We start from the raw sequence: 23,361 nt of genomic DNA on the forward strand, positions 1-23,361 counted from the left end.
GCCTGTTTATTCTTCCAAAAAGGCTTCCGTTTTTTCCATTTCTGTCAGCAATAAAGCGGCCATTCTGCTGTAACCAGCATCATTGGGGTGGAATAAATCTTCTTCGTAAAGATACGGATTTTCAATCACTTCATTCGTTGCTTTCGTTTGTGCCAAGGCATTTGGATCTTCAACCGTAAAAGCTGAATCTATTGGAATATAATGGGTATACTCAAATGCGGCAACAGTATCTTGAGTGGCTTGATTCCACTCATCAACGATCCGCTGCATTTCTTCGATTTCTGAAAAATAAATGGCGTACGGATTGTAGATGCCAAAAATATAAATGTCTGTTTCTGAATTCCATTCATGGACCAGTTGAATCATTTTTGTTAAATTCTCTTGATATACTTGCAGCGGTTGGATAAAACTGTCCAACTGAACATTGAGCAGCTCGTCTTTAAAAATACGGATAACATCATTTCCACCTACCGTAAATACTACCATATCAGCTGACTTAACAGCTGTCTTTATTTCAGAATCGGATTCCATTCGGGAAAGCACTTGGTCACTGCGGTTTCCACTGACCCCAAAATTTTGTGTGGTAACTTCAGCAACTTCTTTCTTTTCTTCTAACAAATCAGCGACCCGAGAAACATAACCGCCACTGGATAGACTATCACCGACACCTTCTGTCAATGAATCACCAATAGCCACAAGTTCGACCGATTCAGGTATGCTCTCAGGAGTTGTCTGTTCCTCTCCAGGTGTATTAAAGAAAGCATTGAGCAACAATACCACCAATAAACTGCCTATTAATAGGAACAGTAAACTGAGCAGTGATGAACGTACTTTTTTCATATCAAATGCACTCTGTTCCTTTCCATTTTTTTACGTTGGTTCATTTTACCATTTTATCTCACAAAAAATAAGTACTAGATCGCCTATTCCTCGATTCTTTTTTATTTTTTTCAGGGACGAAAAGCTTTACCGCATAAAATCTGCAGCAAAGCTTTTATCTTCTTTATTTGGAGCTGTTTTTTCGGCGATAGGTCTCAAAACGATGCGAATAAACATTTTTTTCGTCTCTCACGCCCTCTTCCACATGTGTTAAGGTCCAGTCGTCCCAATTGATAGGAACCATATAGGTATCCCCTTCAAATTCTCCATCAATGACTGTCCGATGCAAGATATCGACATCCTCTAGAAAATGCTGAAAGACACCAGCGCCTCCAGTGATCAAGGTATCTTTCTCATAAGCTTTTGCGAAAGCCAATACTTCTTCACGACTAGACATGACTTCCACGCCATCGGCTTGATACGAGGAGTCTGACGTTAAAATAATGTTGATGCGATTTGGAAGAGGACGTTTCCCCATTCCTTCAAATGTTTTTCTCCCCATTACAATGGCTTGATTTATCGTCATTTGTTTAAAAAATTTCAGGTCATTCGGCAGATACCAAGGCAATGTTCCGCCTTTTCCAATCAGACCATTTTTATCTTCTGCCCATAAAAAAGCTATCATCTATTACCACTTCCTACTTTATACTTATTATACCGCTATTGGAGCTTTTATTCTCGGGTGCGGATCGTATCCTTCGATGCGGATATCTTCCATTTCAAAATCAAACATACTGCTTTTTTCTTGGTTCAATACCAGCTTTGGAAAGGATCTAGGTTCACGAGACAATTGCTCTTGGATTTGATCGACATGATTGCTGTATAAATGTGCATCTCCAAAAGTGTGCACAAATTCTCCAACTTCTAAATTTGTTTCGTGAGCAATCAAATGCGTCAATAAAGCATAGCTGGCAATATTGAACGGTACTCCTAAAAAGACATCCGCACTACGTTGATACAACTGACAATTCAACTTACCTTCTGCTACATAAAATTGAAACAACGTATGACAAGGCGGCAATGCCATATTAGGCACATCTTCTGGATTCCATGCGGAGACAATCAAGCGTCTAGAATCCGGATTTGTACGAATCATTTCAATAACATCTTTTAACTGGTCAATGGTTTCCCCTTGAGTCGTTTTCCACTGTCGCCATTGTGAACCATAGACGTTCCCTAATTCTCCGTATTGTTCAGCAAATGCAGCATCGTTTAAAATACGTTCCGTAAATTTTTTCATTTCTAGTTGGTACACTTCTTTAAAAGCAGCGTCTGCTAATGAACGTCTACCGAAATCAGTCATGTCAGGGCCGGCGTATTCTGGGCTCGCCACATAGCGTTCAAACGCCCATTCATCCCAAATGTGATTATTGTGTTCAAGTAAGTAGCGAATGTTGGTGTCTCCTTTAATAAACCACAACAATTCACTTTTGATCAATCCAAAAGGAACACGTTTCGTAGTCAATAAAGGGAAACCTTCTTGCAGATCAAAACGCATTTGGTGACCGAAAATACTTTTTGTTCCAGTCCCCGTACGATCACTTTTATCTGCTCCTTCTGCTAAAATTTTTCTCGCTAATGATAAATAAGCTTCTTCCACTAGTATCCCTCCGCTTTTAACTCTCATTTCTGCTGTTATCGGTCCTGCAAATGCTGTTACATTTCAGAAAACGAAGCTAAATATTCCCAGCGCTCCATTTTTTCTTCCAAATGATTTTCTTGTGCAGTCAGATTTTCTTGCAATTCTTGCAACTTCGCAAAATCATTCCCTTTTCCAATCATTTCTTCTTTGATAGCTTCAATCGATTTTTCTATCTCAGCGATGTCGTCTTCGATTGTTTCCCATTCTCTTTTCTCCATGTAAGTCAATTTCACTTTTTCTTTTGGTTTATCCTCTACAACTGACTCTGTTGGAGTTTTGGTATTTCCAGGTTTAGCAGCTTGTTCATCTTCTTTTTCTTGTTCCATGTAAGAACTGCTATTGCCGTAATGGGTGATAATCTCTCCATTTCCTTTAAAAATCAACATTTTTTCTGCCATTTTATCTAAGAAATAACGATCATGCGAAACAGCTAACACAGCACCCGGGAAGGTTTCAATATAGTCTTCCAAAACGGTTAATGTAGCAATATCCAGATCATTTGTAGGTTCATCCAGCAGCAGAACATTTGGCTGCTGCATCAATAATTTCAGCAAGTATAACCGTTTCTTCTCACCACCAGATAATTTTCCGATTTGAGTCCCGTGAGTATGGCGTTCAAATAAAAACTGTTCCAACAAGTTAGTGACACTAATCTTTTCACCCGCACTTGTAGAGACTTCTTCTCCCACTTCTTGCAAATAGGCGATCACTCGTTTCGTAGGATCCATGTCTTCGATTTCTTGTGTATAATAAGCCATTCGGACTGTTTCTCCGACAGTATAAACACCGGAATCTAAGGTTATTCTACCAGCCAGTACATTTAATAAAGAAGATTTACCAGTCCCATTTTTACCTGTGATGCCGATTCGATCTTTTGTTTGTACCAGTAAGTTGAACTCCTTCAAAATTAGTTTATGGTCGATCGTTAGTGTAGCCTCTTTTAATTCATAGACACGTTTCCCTAAACGAGAACCTTCCAGATTGACTTCCACTTGTCCATCCGTTTTGACTTGATTCAAATTGTCTTCTAAATCTTGGAATCGGTCGATCCGAGCTTGTTGTTTAGTTGTTCTGGCTTTAGCCCCTGTTCTCATCCAAGCCAATTCTTTTTTATACAATTGATTCCGCTTGTGTTCAGCTTGAATAGCCGCTTCTTGACGGACAGCGCGTTCTTCCACGTATTGCATGTAATTTCCGTTATAGAAGTACAAATCGCCATGAGACAATTCGATGATTCGATTCACTACCCGATCTAGGAAATAACGATCGTGGGTTACCAATAACAAAGCCCCTTTATACTGACTCAAGTAAGTTTCCAGCCAATTGATGGTTTCAAAATCCAAATGGTTGGTGGGCTCATCTAAAATCAATAAATCTGGAGATTGAATGAGCACTTGAGCTAAACCGACACGTTTTTTTTGCCCTCCCGATAAAGTCGACACACGTTGATTCAAATCGAAAACGCCTAATTGAGTCAATATGATCTTTGCATTCGTATCTGCGATCCAAGCATCTTCCTGAGTCATCCGCTGTTCTGCTTTAGAAAAACGTTCTTGATAAGCGGAATTCAGTGTATCTTCGTTCAATTTCTCCAAAGCTTGTTCATACTCGCGAACGGCTTTTAGAATCGGTGTTTCCCCTTGAAATACCGCATCAAAGACCGTTTTTTCTGTATCCAGATCTGGGTCTTGCATTAAATACCCAATACGATATTCCTTTGGTGTTTGAATCGATCCTTGTTCGGCTTTGTCTCTTCCCGTCAAAGTGTTCAATAAACTAGTCTTGCCAGAACCGTTTACACCGATCAAACCTATACGATCGCCTTCCATAATAGAAAAATTCACTTGGTTTAATAGGACTTTTTCTCCATAGGTACGCGTTAAGTTTTCTGCTTTTAATTCTTTCATAATGAGTTCAACTCTTTCATTTCATTTAATACATACTCCGTTTTACATGAGGTCTTTCTTATTTTACCATTTTTATATCAAATAGAAACCCTCGTCAGGTATTTTAAAAAACTTCCTCTGGATTTTACACCATACGAAAAAAACACCTTGACCCGTTTAACGTTGGTCAAGGTGTTGAAACAGCTTATTTTATCGGCTGATTAGAACAAGCCGGTGATATCTCCATTTTCTTTGATGTCCATATTTAACGCTGCTGGTTTTTTAGGCAACCCTGGCATAGTCAATACGTCTCCTGTTAATGCCACAATAAATCCCGCTCCTAGTTTAGGAATAAATTCTCGAATGGTAACAGCGAAACCAGTTGGTCTGCCTAATTTTTTAGGATCATCTGAAAGAGAATATTGAGTTTTCGCCATACAGATCGGCAACTCGTCCCAACCACGTCGTTCAAATAATTTCATTTGAGATAAGGCTTTTTTAGTGAAGTACACTTCTTGTCCACCATAAATCTCGGTTACGATCTTTTGGACTTTGTCGACGACCTTGCTAGAGTCTTCATACAAAGGTTGAAAGTCTTCATGTCCTTGGTTGGCAGCGGAAATGACTTTATTCGCCAAATCAATCCCGCCTTTCGACCCATTTGCCCATACGGAAGTGTTCGCAGCAGGGATTTGCTGTTTGTTCAATAAGGCAGCTAGATGATTGATTTCAGCTGGAGTATCTTTACTGAATTCATTAATAGCGACTACAACGGGTAAATTGTAGCGTTTGATATTTTCAATGTGTTTTTCTAAGTTAGCAAACCCTTTAGTGATCGCTTTGCTATTTTCTTCTTCTAACTGATCCAATTTCACTCCGCCATGCAGCTTCAGTGCCCGGATCGTTGCTACAATAACGACAACATCAGGAGCTTTCTCCAAATTGGGAACTTTGATGTCTAAAAACTTCTCGGCACCTAAATCAGCTCCAAATCCCGATTCTGTCACCGTATAGTCCGCTAATTTCATTGCAGTGCTGGTAGCCAGTACACTGTTGCATCCATGAGCAATATTGGCAAAAGGCCCCCCATGCACTAAAGCAGGCGTATGTTCCAGCGTCTGAACCAAATTTGGTTTGATAGCGTCTTTCAGCAATAATGCCAAAGCTCCTTCTACATGCAAGTCTGCTACAGTAACAGGTTGTTTGTCGTAGGTTTCAGCAACCACAATTTGTTTTAAACGATTTTTTAAATCTTGAAGACCAGTAGTTAAACAAAGGATGGCCATTAATTCGCTGGCCACTGTGATATCGAATCCGTCTTCACGAGGTACACCATTCAATCTTCCGCCTAATCCAACCACCACATTTCTTAAAGCTCGGTCATTCAAATCAACCGCCCGTTTCCAACTGATTGTCGTAGGATTGATGTTGCATTCATTACCTTGATAAATATGGTTATCAATAAATGCCGATAATGCATTATTAGCAGAAGTTAAAGCATGCAGATCTCCTGTAAAATGCAAATTAATGTCTTCCATAGGAACAACTTGTGCGTGACCTCCTCCAGCAGCCCCACCTTTGATTCCCATTGTAGGACCCAAAGAAGGTTCGCGCAAAGCCAGAATAGTGGATTCTCCTACCCGATTCAATGCATCTGCCAACCCAACGGATACCGTGGACTTTCCTTCTCCAGCAGGTGTGGGATTGATCGATGTTACTAGTACCAACTTTCCGTTTTCTTTATCTTTCAATTGTTGAATCGTTTCTAATTGAATTTTTGCTTTATAATTGCCGTACAGCTCAAGATCCTCTTCATTTAAACCTATCTTGTGCGCAATTTCTTTGATTTTTTTCTTCTTTGATTGTTGTGCAATTTGAATATCTGTCAGCATTGATTCATCATCCTTTCAATTTCCATTATGGAAAACACCTTTTCTCTCTTAACTAGTATACCGCATTCGCAAACTGAAAAAAACTTTCTCTTGTCTGCAAATGAAAAAATACCTGCACAAACAGAAAGCGTTTTTCTATAAGGAGATTTCCATTGACGGATTATTTGTTTATTCATATAATGATTGAAAGACATAGCATTCTAATCTCTATCGTCTTACAATTGAAAAATCCCCTTATTAGGAGGAAACCTATCATGGAAAATGGTATTGTTAAATGGTTCAACAATGACAAAGGTTACGGCTTTATCGAATACAACGATGCTGAAGATATCTTTGTACACTTTACAGGCATCGAAGCAGAAGGATACAAATCTTTGGCTGAAGGACAAAAAGTAACGTTTGATATCGCTGAAGGAAATCGTGGTCCACAAGCGACCAAAGTAAGAATAGCAAAGTAGCATTGCCCTTTTATTTCCATGCGTTACACATAGGGGGATCAGAATATTTTTTACACAATCATTGCTCACTATCTGGTCAACAAAAGCATTAAAAAAGAGCGGGATTTCCCGCTCTTTTTTAATGCTTTTGAGTTACTTCAGCTCCAACTAATATTCACTAGAAGCAGCTTGTTGTTCTTCTAAAATAATTGCAGGATAGTGTTCCTTCATGTGAGCTAAAAAAATTTGTTTGTTTTTTTGGTTTAAATAAAAACGGTATTGCTCAGAGTCATTGCTGTTCAATAAAATGATGACTCTCATTTTAGAAAAAGCAATTTTATGAATAGCTGAAATAGAGAGCGTCTTTTTTTGTTTCAAACAACCCGAAAAAATCAGCTGCTCCTTTTCTATCTTCAAATGAATGGTCCTAGTCAAAGCAACTAACCCAATAGTTAATACACCAAAGACAATACTTATCCAATTAATTGCTGTGTACTCCAATGCAGCTATTACAGCTATAAAAAAAGTCAACCAACAGATCGACCAATAGATTATTTGATAAGCCGGTTCAAACGAAAGAATGATTTTTGATTTTTTTGACCGTTTCACACAATTCCCTCACATTCATCCTATGTATCTTAATACATAAACAATTTTATTCAAATGTAGTACTATAATAGTAGCAGTTAAGTTTGAATAAATTGGTACTTTTTAAGGAGTTTTTTCTAATGATAAAAATTTATACAGATGCCGCAACTAAAGGCAATCCCGGTCCCAGTGGAATAGGTTTTGTTTTAGTTGGCGAAGATCTCTATCAACAAACTGCCGTACCTCTTGAAGGTACCTACAGTAATCATGAAGCTGAGTTTATCGCTTTAGTTACAGGCTTGTCCTATCTCGTAGATCATAAACTGAACAAAGAGGTTCTTCAAATTTTTTCAGATAGCAAAATAGTTGTTTCGGCTATCCAAAAAAGCTATGTGAAAAATGAAGTCTTTAAACCTCATTTGCACCAATTAAAAAGCCTCTTAAATCAGTTTGAATTGTACCTCATTGAATGGATCCCCGATGCAAAAAACAAAGGTGCAGACAACTTGGCTCGCCAAGCACTAAGAACGGCTCTCAAGAATTTCGACTCCACTAAAGCATAACTTATTTTTGTCTCTACAACAACAAAAGAGCTGCATCCTTTTATTTTCCTGATAAAACAAAAATCTGCCCATCAGTTGTCTACAGCAACTAATGGGCAGATGACAAATATAGATTCGTTTTTTATTAGTTGTACCAAACAACTAAACACTTAAAAGGCTGTTTTATTGCTCTTTAGGTTGACGAGGTGGACGTTTTCCCCAATATTGGAACAGATCAGTCCGCAAGGCACCATTGTATAATTTACGTTTTTTCGTAGCCTTTTGACCATATTCTTTTTCAAACGTTAAATCGCTGGTCAGAATATATTTGCTCCATGTTTCTAATGGACGGAAGGCTGTTCCCATTTCACGATAAACTTTTCTTACCGACTCTTCTTCGCCTAAACGTTGACCATAAGGGGGGTTCGCCACTATCACCCCATATTCTTTATCCGTTTTGAAATCAGCTACTTGCATTTGTTTAAAGGAGATACTATCTAAAACACCTGCTTCAGTAGCATTGCGTTTCGCTATTTCGATCATGTGTCCATCTATATCAGAAGCTTGAATATCCAATTCAACATCGTAATCAGCTTCTTGTTCTGCTTGTTCACGGATTGTTTCCCACACAGATTCATTAAACCAGTCCCATCCTTCACTGACAAAAGAGCGATTGAATCCAGGAGCAATATTGTGTCCGATCAAAGCAGCTTCAATAGGAATAGTACCAGAACCGCACATTGGATCAAGAAATGGTTTATCTTTGCGCCAAGTAGTCAACAGAATCAAAGCTGCAGCCATATTTTCTTTTAAAGGTGCTCCCCCTTTTTCAGTACGGTACCCACGTTTGAATAAGCTTGATCCGGTGGTATCCAAAGTAATGGTTACTTTGTCTTTTAACAAAGCCACTTCTAAAGGAAACAAAGCCCCGGTTTCAGGCAAGCGGCTGCTGCGGTGATAAACGTCACTTAGACGGTTCACAATTGCTTTTTTTACGATCGCTTGGCAATCTGACACACTATACAACTTAGATTTGATCGATTTACCCGCTACTGGAAATTCTCCATCCATAGGAATCAAGTCTTCCCAAGCAACAGCTTTTGTTTTTTCAAACAACTCATCAAATGTATAAGCTTCAAACTCCGCAACCACTATTTTGATGCGGTCGGCTGTTCTTAACCAAAGATTTGTCCGTGCAATGTCTTCTAATCCGCCTTCAAAATAAACTTTTCCATTTTCAACTTGGCATTCATAACCAAGCTGGCGTAATTCTTTTCCAACTAACGCTTCAATCCCGCTTGCTGCTGTAGCAACGAGTTTAAATTTTTCTATTGTCATGTAGAATGCTCCATTCTTTTTCTACTATACTAAACTGCTTTTTAGGTGAAAAGCAAAAAATATGTATAAAACCCTCCTTAAAAAGGAGGGTTTCCCTGATTGTAAATTTCTATAAGCCATGTTCTGTCCCAGATAATTTTCAGGCACAAATTATCTGGGGGCAATCATCTGTCTGCAATGAATTGCCTCTCTCATCTGTTCATTTCCATAGAAAGAGTGCCCCTACCAAAGTTTGGGTTGCTCGCTCGAGGGGTTTACCCGTTCCACCAATAGCGTTTCCCCTATTGCTTCGTCACTGTGGCACTTTCAAGAATACTCAAGCATAGTGTTGCCACCTTAGCTTTTTTTTCTGCCGTCACTTTAGTTTGCACTAAAGGCCTTAGCTTATGATTTCGCTAAGCACGAACACTACAAGCATCTCAGCTTGTGCGAGCATGGACTTTCCTCAGCCTAGTCTAGCTAGACCGCGATTGCCCGAAATTTACAAATATCTATTTAACCATGCTGACTATTCAAAGTCACTTGAATTATCTGTATCTAATTTAGAACCAAATACATGTCTTTCAAGGTTTGACAGTCTTTTTAAAATATCAAAATTGGTTACTGTATTGCTGGATTGACCAGATTGTCCTGGTTTTTGCAATGCTGCTTGCTTAGTCAGCTCGTCTACTTTACTATGTAAACGTTCGTTCTCTGCTTTTAACTGACTGATTTCTTTATTGTATGATTCATAATCACGAATAACCTCATCCAAGTATTCATCGACTTCTGCTGGACTGTATCCACGCATACCTGTTTTGAATTCTTTTTGTAGGATGTCTTTAGTCGTTAAAGTTCTATTCGCCATAATTGCACCTCATTCGTTTCAACTTTTCCAATATTTTAGAAACTCTTCTCTTCCTCACCATTATAACAAAGATACGGTTAAAAAAAAATAGCAAACTGAATTTTAAATGGATTCTCTCACTTTTTTAATAAATCGGACTACTCATTTTCATTTTGAATCGTATTTTGCAATTGATCAAAATCGATTAAACGACATTCATAAGAGCTGTGTTCTTGTTTCTTTTGTATCTCTTCATAAAGAAACTTCGTTTTCCCTTCAAATTCTCTATCGTACACTAACAAGGCAGCACTGGTATGCTCCAATAAAAAATGTTGGTGATTTTTTAATTGGGAAGGATCTTTATATGGTTGGTGAGAAGTCGATTCAATATAATCCGCTAATTCTTTCAGTTCACTCAATTTTATTTGTTTATCTTCTTTCCAGTTGGAACCGAACTCTAAAAACGGAAAAATAATGGCTTGTTGGATTTCAGGATAATCCATTTTCAATTCGTCGACTACTTCTACTGTCCATTGCTCCACACCTAATTGACCACTAGTTAAAATCCAATCGACGCCATTTTCGATAAAGCTGGTAATTTCATTTTTCAGAGCTTTTTTTATGACATCAATTTTGGCGTCTTTTTCTGAAAAAACGCCTAGTTCATAGGTTCGATAGCCGCTAATATATAAGTTTGTCATAAACTATTTGAATCTCCTTTTCTTTCAAGTATCATATTTGGTATAATGCAAACTAGGAAGTGATGCAAATGGTAGTAAATTATCCTAATGGTAAGCAGTATGCTAAACCAGAAACAAAGCCAACACCGCGTAAGAAAAAAAACAAACTGACTACGTTTAGTAATCGAGGAATGTCTTTAGAAGATGATATCAATGATAGCAATATCAGTTATTTAAGACAAGAACGGGCGGTGATTCATAAGAAACCTACACCTATACAAATCGTCAACGTAGACTACCCTAAACGAAGTGCAGCTGTCATTAAAGAAGCATATTTCAGACAAGCGTCTACTACCGATTACAATGGAGTTTACCGTGGTTTTTATTTGGATTTTGAAGCTAAAGAAACCAAAAACAAATTATCGTTTCCTTTAAAGAACTTTCATCAGCATCAAATTACCCATATGCATCAGTGCTTGAAACAAAAAGGAATTTGTTTCGTTATTTTACGATTTTCGTCAATAAATCGCCTTTTTCTCCTAGAAGCTAAGCTATTGCTCACTTACTGGGACGATCAAAAAGATGGACGCAAATCTATTCCCATTTCAGAACTTGAAAAAAACGGGTATGAGATGTATTATGGTTTTTCGCCGCGTATTCCCTATTTGGACGTGGTGGATCAATTGATTGACTACTCTCTATCTAACATATAGGAAATAGAACTGCGTTGTCAAAGGAAATTCAGTATGGAAAGTTTGCTAGGCTTACATAGATTTGACGTATCCAAAGTAAGACTAGCCATACACAGGTCAAGTAAAAATTGCACATAAGAAATGGAGATCTTTTTTTACCTCCATGGATATTTGTTAAGGAGAATTAAGATATGCCAGAAAATAATGAAATGTCTCGTGTTTCCAAGAAAAAGAACCAGAAAAAATCTGGAAACCGGAAAAAGAACCAACAAAAGAAAAAAAAGAAAGTTAATAAATCTTGGTTTAAACGGATTTTGATCGCTCTTGTCGCACTGGTCATTATTGCTTTGCTAAGCGGTGTAGGATTGTTCACTTATTATGCTTCTAGCGCACCAGAAATCACACTTGATGATCTAGTAGACAATCCTTCTACTACTTTTTACGACCCAGAAGGTAATGAGTTATATTCTAGCGGACAAGAACGAGTTCTAGTAGAAGCTGGTGAAATTCCCCAAGTTTTAGTAGACGCTGTTTTATCTATTGAAGACCAACGTTTTTATAATCATATCGGAGTTGATCCCATCCGAATTGCAGGAGCTGTTTTAGCCAACGTAACCGATGGATTTGGTGCTGAAGGTGGAAGTACCATCACCCAGCAATTGATCAAACTGTCTGTTTTTTCTACTAAACAAGAAGACCAAACAATAAAGCGTAAAGCTCAAGAAGCTTGGTTAGCTGTAAAATTAGAGCAAGAGTATTCAAAAGAACAGATCTTGACTTTTTATATCAATAAAGTTTATATGTCTGACAACCAATACGGGATGGGCACCGCTAGTGAGTATTACTTCGGTAAGCCTGTAAGCGAATTGGAATTGCATGAAGCTGCTTTATTAGCGGGTATGTCGCAAGCTCCGAATGCTTACAATCCTTATACGAATCCTGATCGTGCTAAACAAAGAAGAGACACCGTTTTATATATGATGCATGAAAATGAAAAAATTTCTCAAGAAGAGATGAATGCGGCTCAAGATGTGCCTATTACTGAAGGATTGGTAGAAAACCAAGGTAATTCAGCAGATACTCAAGTCATTGATAGTTACTTAAGCACCGTCATTGAAGAGGTCAAAGAAAAAACAGGCTTAGATCCTCAAACTGCTGGATTGAAAATCTATACCAATATAGATATGGATGCTCAACAACAAGTTTATGACGTCTTAAATTCAGATGACTACAACATCTTCCCTAACGACGACATGCAGTCAGCAGTAACAGTCGTAGATGTCAACACAGGACAGTTGAAAGCTATCGGCGGATCGCGTAAACAAGAAGGTCAAATGCTCTTTAATCATGCTGCTGAAATAAAACAAATCGGTTCTACCATTAAACCTCTTACAACTTACGGTCCAGCAATCGAGTATCTAGACTACTCAACATACCATCAAGTAGTAGATGAACCGACCACTTATGAGTCTGGTCAAACTATCAATAACTGGGACAGAGACTATGAAGGACAAATCAGCATGCGACGCGCTTTAGTGGATTCTCGTAATGTGCCGACATACAAGATTTTTAAAGATGTTGGACAAGAAAATGTTAAAAATTTCTTAACTAATGTAGGCCTTTCTGACTACCCTAGTTTAGCAAAAGATAACACCGTTTATGAAGCAGATTCTTTTAGTGGCTCGTTATCACCAATTGATTTGGCAGCTTCTTATGCACCATTTGCAAACGGCGGAGAATATACTGAGCCTTACACAGTTTCAAAAGTGATTACCGCTGATGGAGAAGAAATCGATTTAACACCTTCTACAACAAAAGCTGTGAGTGATTCTACAGCTTATATGATTACAGATATGTTGAAAGACGTTGTGGATGTCGGAACAACTTCTCGTTTAGTCAGCATCCCAGGAGTTCCACAAGCTGGAAAAACCGGGACGGCAAATTATACTTCTGATCAGATGGCAGAGCACAATATTCCTAATGGAGCGGTTCCTGCTTCTGCATATGTAGGTTATACTACAAATTACTCTGTTTCTGTTTGGAGCGGATACACGAATATATTTGAAGAAGGTCACTGGCTTTCTGATGATGACGGTACACGAGAAATACCGCGAAAAATTTATCGTGAAGTTATGGCCCAACTTTCAGAATCTGTTGAAAATTCAGATTGGACTAAGCCGAGTTCTGTAGTTGAAGTGGCAGTTGAAAAAGGATCTAACCCGGCTGCTCTTCCAGGCCCCAATACTCCTAGCTCAGAAATTGTCAGAGAACTATTTGTTAGAGGTACAGAACCTACTTCAGTATCAACGAATTATGGAGAAGAATTGACTGCACCAAGCGGACTAAAAGCTTCTTATGATGCTGAAGCAAATGAAATCATTATTAACTGGGATGCTTATTCTTTAAGCCATTCAGATGAAGAACCAACTTATGAATTGACTGTGGGCGGCCAAACAGCCACAACTAAAGATTTAGGGTATGTCGTTCAAAACCCTTCTGAAGGTACGGTTGGCATCACAGTTGCTGTAAGGGCTAATGGAAAGACCGGTCCAACGGCTTCAGTCAGTGTTGTGGTTCCTCCTTCCGGTGAGGAGGAAGAAAGCGATGAGAGTGAAGAAGAATCCGAAAGTGAAGAAAGCGAAAGCTCTTCTGAATCAAGTGCTTCTTCAGAGTCGTCAAGTTCTGAAAGCTCCTCTAGCCAATCAGATGAAAGCAGTTCTAGTTCTTCTCAAGCTTCTGAAAGCTCTCAAGCCAGCTCCTCACAGAGCAGTCAAGAATCACAAACAGATGAAGATTAATTTTTCTTCTTCTGTGATTAAAATAAACCAAAGAAAGCTGTTTGATCCTATTGGATCTGGATCAAACAGCTTTCTTTTTTGCTTTTATTTTGAAATAAGTTCTATAAAAAAGACTGATTCGCTTCCGGATCAATCTTTCACCTTATTCTTCTGACATATGGTTTTCCAGCAGTTCAATACATTTTTCATGATCGTGTTTTCTAGCTGGACATTGATAGCGGCCAAAGAAAATCAATCGATGATGCGCTTTGCCCCATAACTCAGGAGGCAATTTCTTCATCAGGACTTCTTCTACTTCTCTGACGCTGGCTTTTTGAGGTACGATCTTTAAGCGTTTAGTCACTCGTTCCACGTGAGTGTCTACCGCTATTGCAGGAATATCAAAAGAGACACTTAATACCACATTGGCGGATTTTCTACCTACTCCAGGCAATGTCTCCAGTTCTTCTCTAGTTCTCGGAACTTTACTATTAAAATCTGAAATCAACTTCTCGCAGCAGCCTTTGATATATTTTGCTTTATTGCGGTACAAACCGATCGTTTTAATGTGTTCTTGAATTTCCTCCACTGGTGCATCAGCAAACGCTTCAGGTGTCGGATAGGATTCAAACAACTTTGGAGTAATACGGTTTACAGCTGCGTCTGTTGTCTGAGCACTCATCATGACCGATATCAGCAGCTCAAACGCATTGCGATGAATCAATTCACATTTAGCCTCTGGGAAAATCTGCCCCATAGCTTCAATGACTTGAATGGTTTTCTTTTTCGAAAGCAAGAAACCCCTCCTTAATGATTATCCTGATTTTCTAACCAATTGTATAATGGTACTTTCGGTTTAACTGTTGTTTCATTAGTAGGCGCAGGTTGTTGCATATTTGTTTGGTGATTGCGTCTTCTCTTTGACTCTTGAACAACTTGCGTTTTTGTTTTGATATTTTTCTTTTCCCAGTTCAATAAGATCCGGTCTACATATTTCAAATTATACACTTGACTCAAAACTGCTTCTCTTAAAGCCATTTCGATCAAATCAACTTCATACTTATCTTCATCCAGCCACATACCGATAGTTTGGATTTCCATTGGCGACAAAGGACGGCCAAACTCAGATTCGAAGCGATTGAATAAGTCCTTCTCAGTCAATTGCTGCTCTTCTTTTTTGATCGTTCTTTCTTCTTGCTCCAATAAAGTCGCTAATCGCTCCCAAAGAAAATCCAGCTGGTAGCTGTCCTTTGATTTGCCTTCTTTATCTATACTGGTTTCAATAGTCAAATATTTTTGCTGAATCAATTCATGGATAGCGGTAAATACTTTAGCCGTTGGCAATTGCATCCGTTGAGCAATGATCTCGATATCCGGAAAATCACTCCCACTATCCATGAGAGATTTCAATTGGATAATCAAAATCAATTGGTTGTTGGTGATACCTAGTTGACGATAGTGTTGCAACAATACATTCGAAATAGTTGTATCGCCCAACTTTATCCATTTTTGAATGAGTGAAAGACTCATCAACTCCACTCCCTTCTTTTACTTCTCACTGCACTGGTTCATTAGATGAATAAAAACAGGAGCCAGGATGATTATCCCAGCTCCCATTCGGGTTTCGTGTGATTCTTTCTATGGGTAGATACGGTTCAATAAGCGTGGGAAAGGAATAGCTTCACGTACGTGTTCAGTTCCAGTGATCCAAGCAACGGTTCTTTCCAGACCTAAACCAAATCCTGAATGAGGGACACTACCGTATTTACGCAAATCTAAATACCAATCGTAGTCTTCTTCTTTCAGACCGAATTCGTGAAGACGGGCTTTTAGAAGATCTAAGTTTTCTTCACGTTCGCTGCCTCCAATAATTTCTCCATAACCTTCAGGTGCAATCATATCAGCACATAAAACGACATCTGTTCTTTCTGGGTGTTGCTTCATATAAAACGCTTTGATTGCTTTTGGATAATTTACGATAAACACGGGTTTGTCGTATTGGCTAGCAATAAAGGTTTCATGCGGAGAACCAAAATCGATTCCCCATTCAAGGTCTTCAAATCCATTCTCTTGCAGTAATGTAACAGCATCATCATAGCTGATTCTTGGATAAGGCAGTTGTGTATATTTGCGCAACGTTTCTACGTCTCTATCTAAAGTATGAAGAGCTTGTTCGCAGTTGTCGATAACTTGTTGAACGATATAAGCAACATAGTTTTCTTGAACAACTAAGCTTTCTTCATGAGAGGTAAAGGCCATTTCAGGTTCCATCATCCAGAACTCGATCAAATGTCTTCTAGTTTTTGATTTCTCTGCTCTAAATGTTGGCCCAAATGAAAATACTTTTCCAAAAGCCATAGCTGCAGCTTCCATATACAATTGGCCACTTTGAGATAAGTAAGCATCTTGATCAAAGTACTCTGTATGGAAAAGTTCTGTTGAATCTTCAGCTGCACTACCTGTTAAAATCGGCGGATCGATTTTGATAAATCCTTCTTTGTTGAAAAACTCATAGGTTGCGCGAATGATTTCATTCCGAACTTGCATGATGGCGTGTTGTTTAGAAGAACGCAACCATAAATGACGATGATCCATCAAAAATTCCACACCATGTTCTTTAGGCGTGATTGGATAATCATGACTCTCGCCAATCAATTGAATATCTTTCACTAAAATTTCATAACCGAATTTCGAGCGAGTGTCTTCTTGGATGATTCCTCTGATCACAACAGAAGATTCTTGTGAGATGCTTTTTGCTAATTGGAACGTTTCTTCTTCAACATCATTCTTTACAATGACCCCTTGAAAGAAGGCAGAGCCATCTCTTAATTCCAGAAAAGCTATTTTTCCACTTGAACGTTTGTTAGCGATCCAAGCGTCGATTTCCACTTCTTCACCCACATGGTTTTTAGAGTCAATAATTCTAATACGATTCAACTTAGTAATCTCCTTTTTGCATTTGAATTTTTCTTAACGTTTCATAGTACTTTACCTCATTCATTGTACTACAGGAAAAGCATTTGAAAAAGGAATTTTAAATATTCTCGATTCCTTTTATCCATTCTCCTGATTCTAAAGACATGACGTAATAACCCAAACGGCCATTCTCCTGCTTGTAGGCAACTTCCCAAATGGCCGTTCCATTTTCCATCCCGATTCTAGCTTCAAGAATTTTTTTTGGCGTTGTTGCTTGTTTGGTCAGCTGAACAGCTTCTGCTTCAGTAATGATATCAGCTTGGTTATATACTGTAGCAGCTCCTCCATCTTGAGCAACGATTGCAATAACTGCTTCGCCTTCCTGATTTGTACCAGTGACAGTAAAGTACGTCTTGGTTCCATTGTACCAATAGAAATCGTCTACTTTAGTTAAGCCGGCACTGCTTTTCGCCACAGCAAATGCCTCATCCTCAGCTTTATGTAAAGGACTGCTGGCAGTTTGATACACTGAAATAGAAAAAGCAATCACCGCTATCATCACAACGATAGAAACAATAAAAATGTTTTTTTTCATTTTTTCAAACAATCCCGTCTTTTCTTTATCAAAAATAGTCTCTCTAATTAGATTAGTATAGCAGAAATAAAAGCTCTTTTCTACAGGTCATCTGTTAAGAATTTACTTAGTTCTGATTCCATTTTCTCTTCAGCAATTTCTTCGATCTTCATCCCTTGGGGCAACGAACGCTGCATCAATTTGCCAAAATTGGAATACAACAGTCTTTCGTCCAATACGATAAAAACACCCTTGTCTGATGGAGACCTTACTAAACGTCCCAGTCCTTGTTTTAATCGTAAAGTAGCTTTAGGCAATGTATCAACGTAAAAGGGATTTAAGTGATTCTTCTTCATCCAGTAATGCTTGGCTTTTACATAAGGCCGTTCTGGTGATTCAAAAGGCAGTCGAGTCACTACGAGAATGCTGAGCGCTTTACCCGGTAAATCGACACCTTCCCAAAAGCTGTCTGCTCCTAGTAAAATGCCCCCCTGAGATCTGAAAAAGCGTTTGAGAATCCTCTCTCTGCTGCCTGATAGTCCTTGTGCCAATATCTCTCTTCCGAAAAAATCAGATTTTCTTTGCAATTGTTCATAAACATCATGCAACGGTTCAAAAGCAGTAAACAGCACCAAGAGATTTTCATCTGAATTTTTACAAATCGTACTTAAATACTGGACGATCATTTGAGCATACCTTTTTTTCGTCATACTTTTGACCGGCTTGACTCCTTCTGGAACCCAAAATTTAACTTGTTTTCCATAATCATACGGAGAATCCAATTTTAACGTATGGACATTTGTTTCACCAATCTGATTTTGGAAATAGTCAAAGCTGCCGTCTACTTCTAACGTAGCACCGGTATAAATAATGGTCGGAACCTTATCCACCAGCTGCTCTTTTAAAAAATGGGAGTTGAACACATAAGATTGTTGTGCAGCGAAACTATTTTTAGGCGATTTTTCTGCAAAAGAAAACCACGTTACTTCCTGCTCATCAGACTGCTGAAAAACGGCATCAAAAATATCTTGTTGCTTTTTCAGATCGGTCAAGCAATCATAAAAGTCAGTGATTACATGCAATTCAGTTTGAGTAAATCGTTCTCTTTCGTTGAACAATGCAGCAACTGCTTCAAACCCTAAATAACTGACTTCATTCATCAAAGACAAAATCTTTTTAGTGGTTCTTTTGAACCTGACAGCATGCTCTTCTCTATCGTAAAGTATGTCGTATCGATCTTTGTAATCATCCTGAGGAATGTGTTCCCAACAAAACTGAAGCAATTCATCAACGAATGCTGACAGCGCCTCGGTTAAAAAGTACACACTCATTTCAATATTCTCTAATTGATGGGTGATCGATGCAGTTGTTTTATCTGCTAATATCGTCAGTTGTCCGATCAGGCTGCTTTTATCTTCTTTTTTACCCAACCATTTGAACAACTTTTGCAAATAATAATAACGAAAAATTTGACTGGTCGATTGTTGGGCGACTTCACTTAAATGATGAGCTTCATCAACGATCAATCGCTGAAAATTCTTCAGTCTCTTGTCTTCTTTTTGCAAATCATGGCATAGATAAGCATGATTCGTTACAATAATTCCAGCATGCTGTACCAGCTTTTGAGCATGAAGGAAAAAGTCTTCTTCATACCAGTCATCTTCTGTTTCATTTCCCAACCAGCCCCGATGGCGTATTTTACTCCAAAAAGGTTGATTGTAATTGGTCAAATTCAGTTCATCCAGATCTCCTGTTTCAGTTTGAGTCAACCACACTAAGATCCGCATCTGGTAAATGGCTTCTAACTTTTGCATTATCGGTTCTTTCAACAAACTTTCGAATTTAGACAAATGAATATAATGGCTTTTGCTTTTTAAAATAGCAGCTTGTATCGGAAATGAGATCATTTCTTGCAGCTGTGCTAAATCTTTGTGGAACAGCTGTTGCTGCAGCAATGTCGTAAAAGTGCTGATGACGATTGGATCTTCACTAGAAGCGTTGTAGACCGCTGGCAATAAATAACCAAATGTTTTTCCGATCCCAGTTGGGGCTTCAATAATCATGTGCTCTTTTTTATCTGAAACAAACGACTGCTGGACAGCATCCATCATTTCGATCTGCGTTTTCCGCAGTTCAAAACGCGGTTGAAACAAGTTCGCCTTTTCTTGCTGCCCTTGCGGATACTCTTTGATCTCGCGATGAACGTGTTGTTCAAAAGAAACCTCTTTTTGACGAATGGCTAATCCTTTTTTGATCATTAATCCTTCTGGCAAGTCGGTGATTTGTTGCTTCATTTCTTTCAGATTACTACGGATAAAAATTTCTGTATCCATTGTACAGTTAGGGGCTATAGCAGCTAGTTTTTCTACAGTCACTAATGGAAGGCTTTTTAATGTTTGTTTAAGTAACAAGAACAACTCTGCAGTCGCATAAGCATCACTGTCTGCCTGATGCGGGTTTTTGTGCACAATATTTTGAGAATTCATCAAATCATTCAATGTAAAACTCGGTTCAGTAGGCAATAAAATTTGCGCTAACTCGACTGTATCAATTCCTTTTAAAGTAAGCGGCGGCAAACCGCAACGAACAAATTCTTCTGAAAGAAAATGGTAGTCAAACTGAATATTGTGCGCAACAAAGATACATCCATCTAATAAATTATAAATGGTTGCCGCGACATCCTCAAAATAAGGAGCATGCGCAATAGATTGGTTTGAGATTCCAGTCAAATGTTCAATTTCTTTGGGAATGCTTCTCAGCGGATTCACATCAGTTGCAAATTGGTGTACGATTTGATCATTTTCAATCAATGCGCAGCCAAATTGAATGATTCGATCTCCACTTTGAACATTTCCTCCTGTTGTTTCAATATCCACAACAGCATATGTGGTCATTTCATCCATTCTTGTCACCTAATTCTTTTCTCAATTTACATCCATTACATCATACCATATTTTAACTGTGTATGGAGATTCTTCCTGCGTTTGCAGATAAATATCCAGCACAAACAAAAGAAACCCTGCCGCTTTCAGATGGACATTGAAAACGGCGGGGCAGATTCTAGTGTTGTATTTTTTGGAGAAAACTTTCTGTGTACGCATGCTCGCTTATGAATTCCAAAAGCAATCATCTGACCATCCATCAATGCTTTGAATTGAAAAGAAAAAATGGATTTTTCATGCTGTTCTAGTATCAGTTCACAGAACGGTCTCCTATCCCTGATTGATTTTTCACCCAAGATAGAATAGCTTCAGAATCATTTGCTAATTGCCCGGTAACGATCAACATTTCGATTTCTTCCAGCAGCTGCCCCAACCATTTTCCAGGTTTTATTTTCAATGCTGCTAAAATCTCATTCCCGCTGATTTGGACATCCTTTTTCTCTTTAATTGGGAGATTTTCATACTGCTCAACCACTAGCTCTATATTGGCTGGAAAATGCATTTGTTCCAAGATATGTTCCACTTCTAAAGCAATCGTCAAGCCTGATTGGTATAAGTCAACAGCTGTATAAGGGTGCGTTAGTCTGGATCGCACTGTTTTCACTTCCAACTGTACTTCATGCATTTCTTTATTCGAGCATTTCCATAATTTCAAAAATTTTGTCACTTCAGCAGTTGGAATCTCTAAAAAGTGAATCAGCATCGTCCAAGCCGCTGAGCGAGTAGATAGACTTCCTTCAAATCGGGCAAATTTCTCTAATTTATCCTTATGCTGCTCTAATCCAGGACAATAGGCATACAATTCCGTATGAATAAACAATTCAAGCCCTTTTGATCGACTTTTTCCTTGCATCAATTTCATGAACTCTACGGAAATACGTTCAATTGAAATTTTCCCCAGCAACGCATGGTGGTCAGCGATTGCTTTTTGAGTGTTTGTCTCCATCGTAAAGCCTAATTGACTTACAAAACGAACAGCTCTCATCATTCGTAAAGCATCTTCATGGAACCGTTCTTGCGGTGACCCCACAGCTTTAATGACACGATTGTTTAAATCTTTTTGTCCTTCAAAATAATCCATGATATGCCCGTTTTTATCCATCGCTAAAGCATTGACTGTAAAATCCCGTCGTTTTAGATCCTCTTCTAAAGAGCGCACAAATTCTACTTTATCTGGACGTCTGAAGTCTTGGTACGCAGATTCAGTTCTAAAAGTGGTGATCTCATAAGAATCTCCTCCCCACAAGACCATAACTGTCCCATGCTCGATTCCTACATCAATGGTTTTATGAAAGATCTGTTTGATTTCTGCAGGAAAGGCGCTGGTGGCAATATCTACATCATTGATTTCTTTTTTCAACAAAGCATCTCGGACGCTTCCGCCTACAAAATAAGCTTCAAAACCTGCTTTTTCAATTTTTTCAATTATCGGCAAAGCTTCTTTAAAAGTGTGGTCGAGCTCTATCATAATAAATTTTCCAATCCGTAAACCAATTCCGTTTTTTCCATCACTTTCGTACATCCGAGAGCTACGCCAGTCATAAAGGACGAACGATCATACGAATCATGACGGATCGTCAAGCCTTCCCCATTACTTCCAAATTGAACTTGTTGATGGGCCACTAAGCCAGGCAAACGTACACTGTGGATTTTCATTCCTTGGTAATCTGCTCCTCGAGCTCCTTTAATACTTTCTTTCTCTTCTGGATGACCTTGTTGATGGAATCCACGTTCTGCTGCAATCATTTCTGCAGTCTTAATCGCTGTTCCGCTTGGTGCATCCAATTTATGATCATGGTGCAACTCTATAATCTCAACATCCGGGAAATATTTTGCAGCTTGAGCAGCAAATTGCATCATCAACACAGCTCCAATAGCGAAATTAGGAGCAATTAAGCCACCTGTACGGCTTTCTTCTGCCATCTTCTGTAAATCCGCCACATCGTCTTCATTAAGGCCTGTAGTACCTACAACTGGACGGATACTGTGGCGTAAAGCAAATTGTGTATTTTCCAAAGCTACTTCTGGTACAGTAAAATCGATCCACACATCCGCTTTCACACTATCAATCAACTTTTGCTTATCAGTAAAGACTGGCACATCGACCGAAGGATAATCCGCTAATTCACTTAACTTGCTTTCCTCAGCGTATGGATCTAAAACACCCACTAGTATAAATTCTTGATGCTTCAATACCATCTTGGTTGCTGTACTGCCCATTTTCCCTTTGAAACCTGCTACTACGATTTTTATCATCTTATTCTTTCCTTTCAAAACGATTCGCATCTCGTTCATTGAATTTTTTCATCGTTAAGTCAAAAGATTCCGTCAAATCGATCTCTAATGAATTGGCTAATGAAATGAGGACAAATAAGGTGTCCCCCAACTCTTCCTTTAATTCTTTGGTGCCTTCAGAAGCTTTCTTCTGCTTTTCACCATGATGGTGGTTGATTTCCCTTGCCAATTCACCCACTTCTTCCGTAAGCCGAGCAAGTTGACCTAAGGGAGAAAAATAACCCGTCTTGAATTGTTGGATGTAATCATCTACTTCTTGTTGTATTGATGAAAGACTCTTTTCCAAAAATATCACCCCAAATTCCATTTAGTTCTCGTCTATTTTCTCTTTTATCCGGTCAAAAATCAAGAAGGGAACTTGCATCTCTTCATTAAAATTGAATTCTTTAAGGGATCAAAAGCAAAAAAGTAGCTTCTGATGTCTATAATTTCTATACTTATTACAGAAAACAACT

General features: G+C 38.6%; 21 protein-coding genes and 1 other RNA gene. 4 read left to right on the forward strand and 18 right to left on the reverse strand.

Annotated features, from left to right (window positions below):
• Nucleotides 1-6: 6 nt before the first annotated feature.
• The 5 genes from ACEN36_RS03975 to ACEN36_RS03995 all read right to left on the reverse strand — a co-directional run bounded on the left by ACEN36_RS03975 (nucleotide 7) and on the right by ACEN36_RS03995 (nucleotide 6,299).
• Nucleotides 7-840 (reverse strand): GDSL-type esterase/lipase family protein, encoded by an 834-nt coding sequence (locus tag ACEN36_RS03975; protein ID WP_407102828.1) that lies wholly within the window; start codon nucleotides 838-840, stop codon nucleotides 7-9.
• Between the two features lie 163 nt (nucleotides 841-1,003).
• The gene (locus ACEN36_RS03980) at nucleotides 1,004-1,504 is read right to left on the reverse strand and encodes a dihydrofolate reductase (protein ID WP_407125997.1); all 501 of its coding nucleotides are present in this window, start codon (nucleotides 1,502-1,504) and stop codon (nucleotides 1,004-1,006) included.
• 27 nt (nucleotides 1,505-1,531) lie between these two features.
• The gene (locus ACEN36_RS03985) at nucleotides 1,532-2,479 is read right to left on the reverse strand and encodes a thymidylate synthase (protein ID WP_407125998.1); all 948 of its coding nucleotides are present in this window, start codon (nucleotides 2,477-2,479) and stop codon (nucleotides 1,532-1,534) included.
• A gap of 56 nt (nucleotides 2,480-2,535) precedes the next feature.
• Nucleotides 2,536-4,428 (reverse strand): ABC-F family ATP-binding cassette domain-containing protein, encoded by a 1,893-nt coding sequence (locus ACEN36_RS03990; protein WP_407125999.1) that lies wholly within the window; start codon nucleotides 4,426-4,428, stop codon nucleotides 2,536-2,538.
• Between the two features lie 200 nt (nucleotides 4,429-4,628).
• A complete protein-coding gene (locus ACEN36_RS03995; RefSeq protein ID WP_407102825.1) occupies nucleotides 4,629-6,299 on the reverse strand; it encodes a formate--tetrahydrofolate ligase in 1,671 nt (556 codons plus the stop codon).
• Nucleotides 6,300-6,553: 254 nt separating this feature from the next.
• Between ACEN36_RS03995 and ACEN36_RS04000 the strand changes: the two genes are divergently transcribed.
• Nucleotides 6,554-6,757 (forward strand): cold-shock protein, encoded by a 204-nt coding sequence (locus ACEN36_RS04000; protein ID WP_079650851.1) that lies wholly within the window; start codon nucleotides 6,554-6,556, stop codon nucleotides 6,755-6,757.
• 147 nt (nucleotides 6,758-6,904) lie between these two features.
• On the opposite strand, the gene ACEN36_RS04005 is transcribed toward ACEN36_RS04000, so the two are convergent.
• Nucleotides 6,905-7,345, reverse strand: a complete 441-nt coding sequence (locus tag ACEN36_RS04005) for an EbsA family protein (protein ID WP_407126000.1) — start codon at nucleotides 7,343-7,345, stop codon at nucleotides 6,905-6,907.
• Nucleotides 7,346-7,464: 119 nt separating this feature from the next.
• Between ACEN36_RS04005 and ACEN36_RS04010 the strand changes: the two genes are divergently transcribed.
• Nucleotides 7,465-7,887, forward strand: a complete 423-nt coding sequence (locus ACEN36_RS04010; RefSeq protein ID WP_407097327.1) for a ribonuclease HI family protein — start codon at nucleotides 7,465-7,467, stop codon at nucleotides 7,885-7,887.
• A 162-nt stretch (nucleotides 7,888-8,049) separates the two neighbouring features.
• Here the strand turns inward: ACEN36_RS04010 and ACEN36_RS04015 are convergent, their stop codons facing one another.
• The 4 genes from ACEN36_RS04015 to ACEN36_RS04030 form a co-directional block, all read right to left on the reverse strand.
• Nucleotides 8,050-9,204, reverse strand: a complete 1,155-nt coding sequence (locus ACEN36_RS04015; RefSeq protein WP_407102824.1) for a class I SAM-dependent RNA methyltransferase — start codon at nucleotides 9,202-9,204, stop codon at nucleotides 8,050-8,052.
• 107 nt (nucleotides 9,205-9,311) lie between these two features.
• Nucleotides 9,312-9,686, reverse strand: an RNA gene (gene rnpB / locus ACEN36_RS04020) — RNase P RNA component class B.
• 26 nt (nucleotides 9,687-9,712) lie between these two features.
• A complete protein-coding gene (gene gpsB, locus ACEN36_RS04025) occupies nucleotides 9,713-10,051 on the reverse strand; it encodes a cell division regulator GpsB (RefSeq protein WP_407097329.1) in 339 nt (112 codons plus the stop codon).
• Nucleotides 10,052-10,188: 137 nt separating this feature from the next.
• Complete coding sequence (locus ACEN36_RS04030) at nucleotides 10,189-10,731, reverse strand: DUF1273 domain-containing protein (protein WP_407126001.1); 543 nt, start codon at nucleotides 10,729-10,731, stop codon at nucleotides 10,189-10,191.
• 68 nt (nucleotides 10,732-10,799) lie between these two features.
• On the opposite strand from ACEN36_RS04030, the gene recU reads away from it, so the two are divergent.
• Nucleotides 10,800-11,423, forward strand: a complete 624-nt coding sequence (gene recU / locus ACEN36_RS04035; RefSeq protein ID WP_407097331.1) for a Holliday junction resolvase RecU — start codon at nucleotides 10,800-10,802, stop codon at nucleotides 11,421-11,423.
• A gap of 170 nt (nucleotides 11,424-11,593) precedes the next feature.
• Complete coding sequence (locus tag ACEN36_RS04040; protein ID WP_407126002.1) at nucleotides 11,594-14,200, forward strand: PBP1A family penicillin-binding protein; 2,607 nt, start codon at nucleotides 11,594-11,596, stop codon at nucleotides 14,198-14,200.
• 142 nt (nucleotides 14,201-14,342) lie between these two features.
• Here the strand turns inward: ACEN36_RS04040 and nth are convergent, their stop codons facing one another.
• The 8 genes from nth to ACEN36_RS04080 form a co-directional block, all read right to left on the reverse strand.
• Nucleotides 14,343-14,975 (reverse strand): endonuclease III, encoded by a 633-nt coding sequence (gene nth / locus ACEN36_RS04045; RefSeq protein ID WP_407097333.1) that lies wholly within the window; start codon nucleotides 14,973-14,975, stop codon nucleotides 14,343-14,345.
• An 11-nt stretch (nucleotides 14,976-14,986) separates the two neighbouring features.
• Nucleotides 14,987-15,709 carry a DnaD domain protein gene (locus ACEN36_RS04050; protein WP_407126003.1) on the reverse strand — a complete coding sequence of 241 codons (723 nt, stop codon included), beginning with the start codon at nucleotides 15,707-15,709 and terminating at the stop codon, nucleotides 14,987-14,989.
• Nucleotides 15,710-15,817: 108 nt separating this feature from the next.
• Nucleotides 15,818-17,116, reverse strand: coding sequence for an asparagine--tRNA ligase (gene asnS / locus ACEN36_RS04055; protein ID WP_407102821.1), 1,299 nt, complete (start codon nucleotides 17,114-17,116; stop codon nucleotides 15,818-15,820).
• A gap of 97 nt (nucleotides 17,117-17,213) precedes the next feature.
• Nucleotides 17,214-17,690, reverse strand: a complete 477-nt coding sequence (locus tag ACEN36_RS04060) for a DUF5590 domain-containing protein (protein ID WP_407097336.1) — start codon at nucleotides 17,688-17,690, stop codon at nucleotides 17,214-17,216.
• Between the two features lie 80 nt (nucleotides 17,691-17,770).
• Entirely contained in the window at nucleotides 17,771-20,572 is a 2,802-nt protein-coding gene (gene dinG, locus ACEN36_RS04065; protein ID WP_407126004.1) for an ATP-dependent DNA helicase DinG, read from the reverse strand.
• A gap of 289 nt (nucleotides 20,573-20,861) precedes the next feature.
• Nucleotides 20,862-22,133 carry a CCA tRNA nucleotidyltransferase gene (locus tag ACEN36_RS04070; protein ID WP_407126005.1) on the reverse strand — a complete coding sequence of 424 codons (1,272 nt, stop codon included), beginning with the start codon at nucleotides 22,131-22,133 and terminating at the stop codon, nucleotides 20,862-20,864.
• Nucleotides 22,076-22,867, reverse strand: coding sequence for a 4-hydroxy-tetrahydrodipicolinate reductase (gene dapB / locus ACEN36_RS04075; protein ID WP_407097339.1), 792 nt, complete (start codon nucleotides 22,865-22,867; stop codon nucleotides 22,076-22,078). Before dapB ends, ACEN36_RS04070 begins: the two co-directional genes overlap by 58 nt.
• Before the next feature lies 1 nt (nucleotide 22,868).
• Nucleotides 22,869-23,213, reverse strand: a complete 345-nt coding sequence (locus ACEN36_RS04080) for a nucleotide pyrophosphohydrolase (RefSeq protein ID WP_407097340.1) — start codon at nucleotides 23,211-23,213, stop codon at nucleotides 22,869-22,871.
• Between the last annotated feature and the right edge of the window lie 148 nt (nucleotides 23,214-23,361).

The sequence above is a fragment of the Desemzia sp. FAM 23989 genome (assembly GCF_045528345.1).
GTDB lineage: Bacteria > Bacillota > Bacilli > Lactobacillales > Carnobacteriaceae > Desemzia.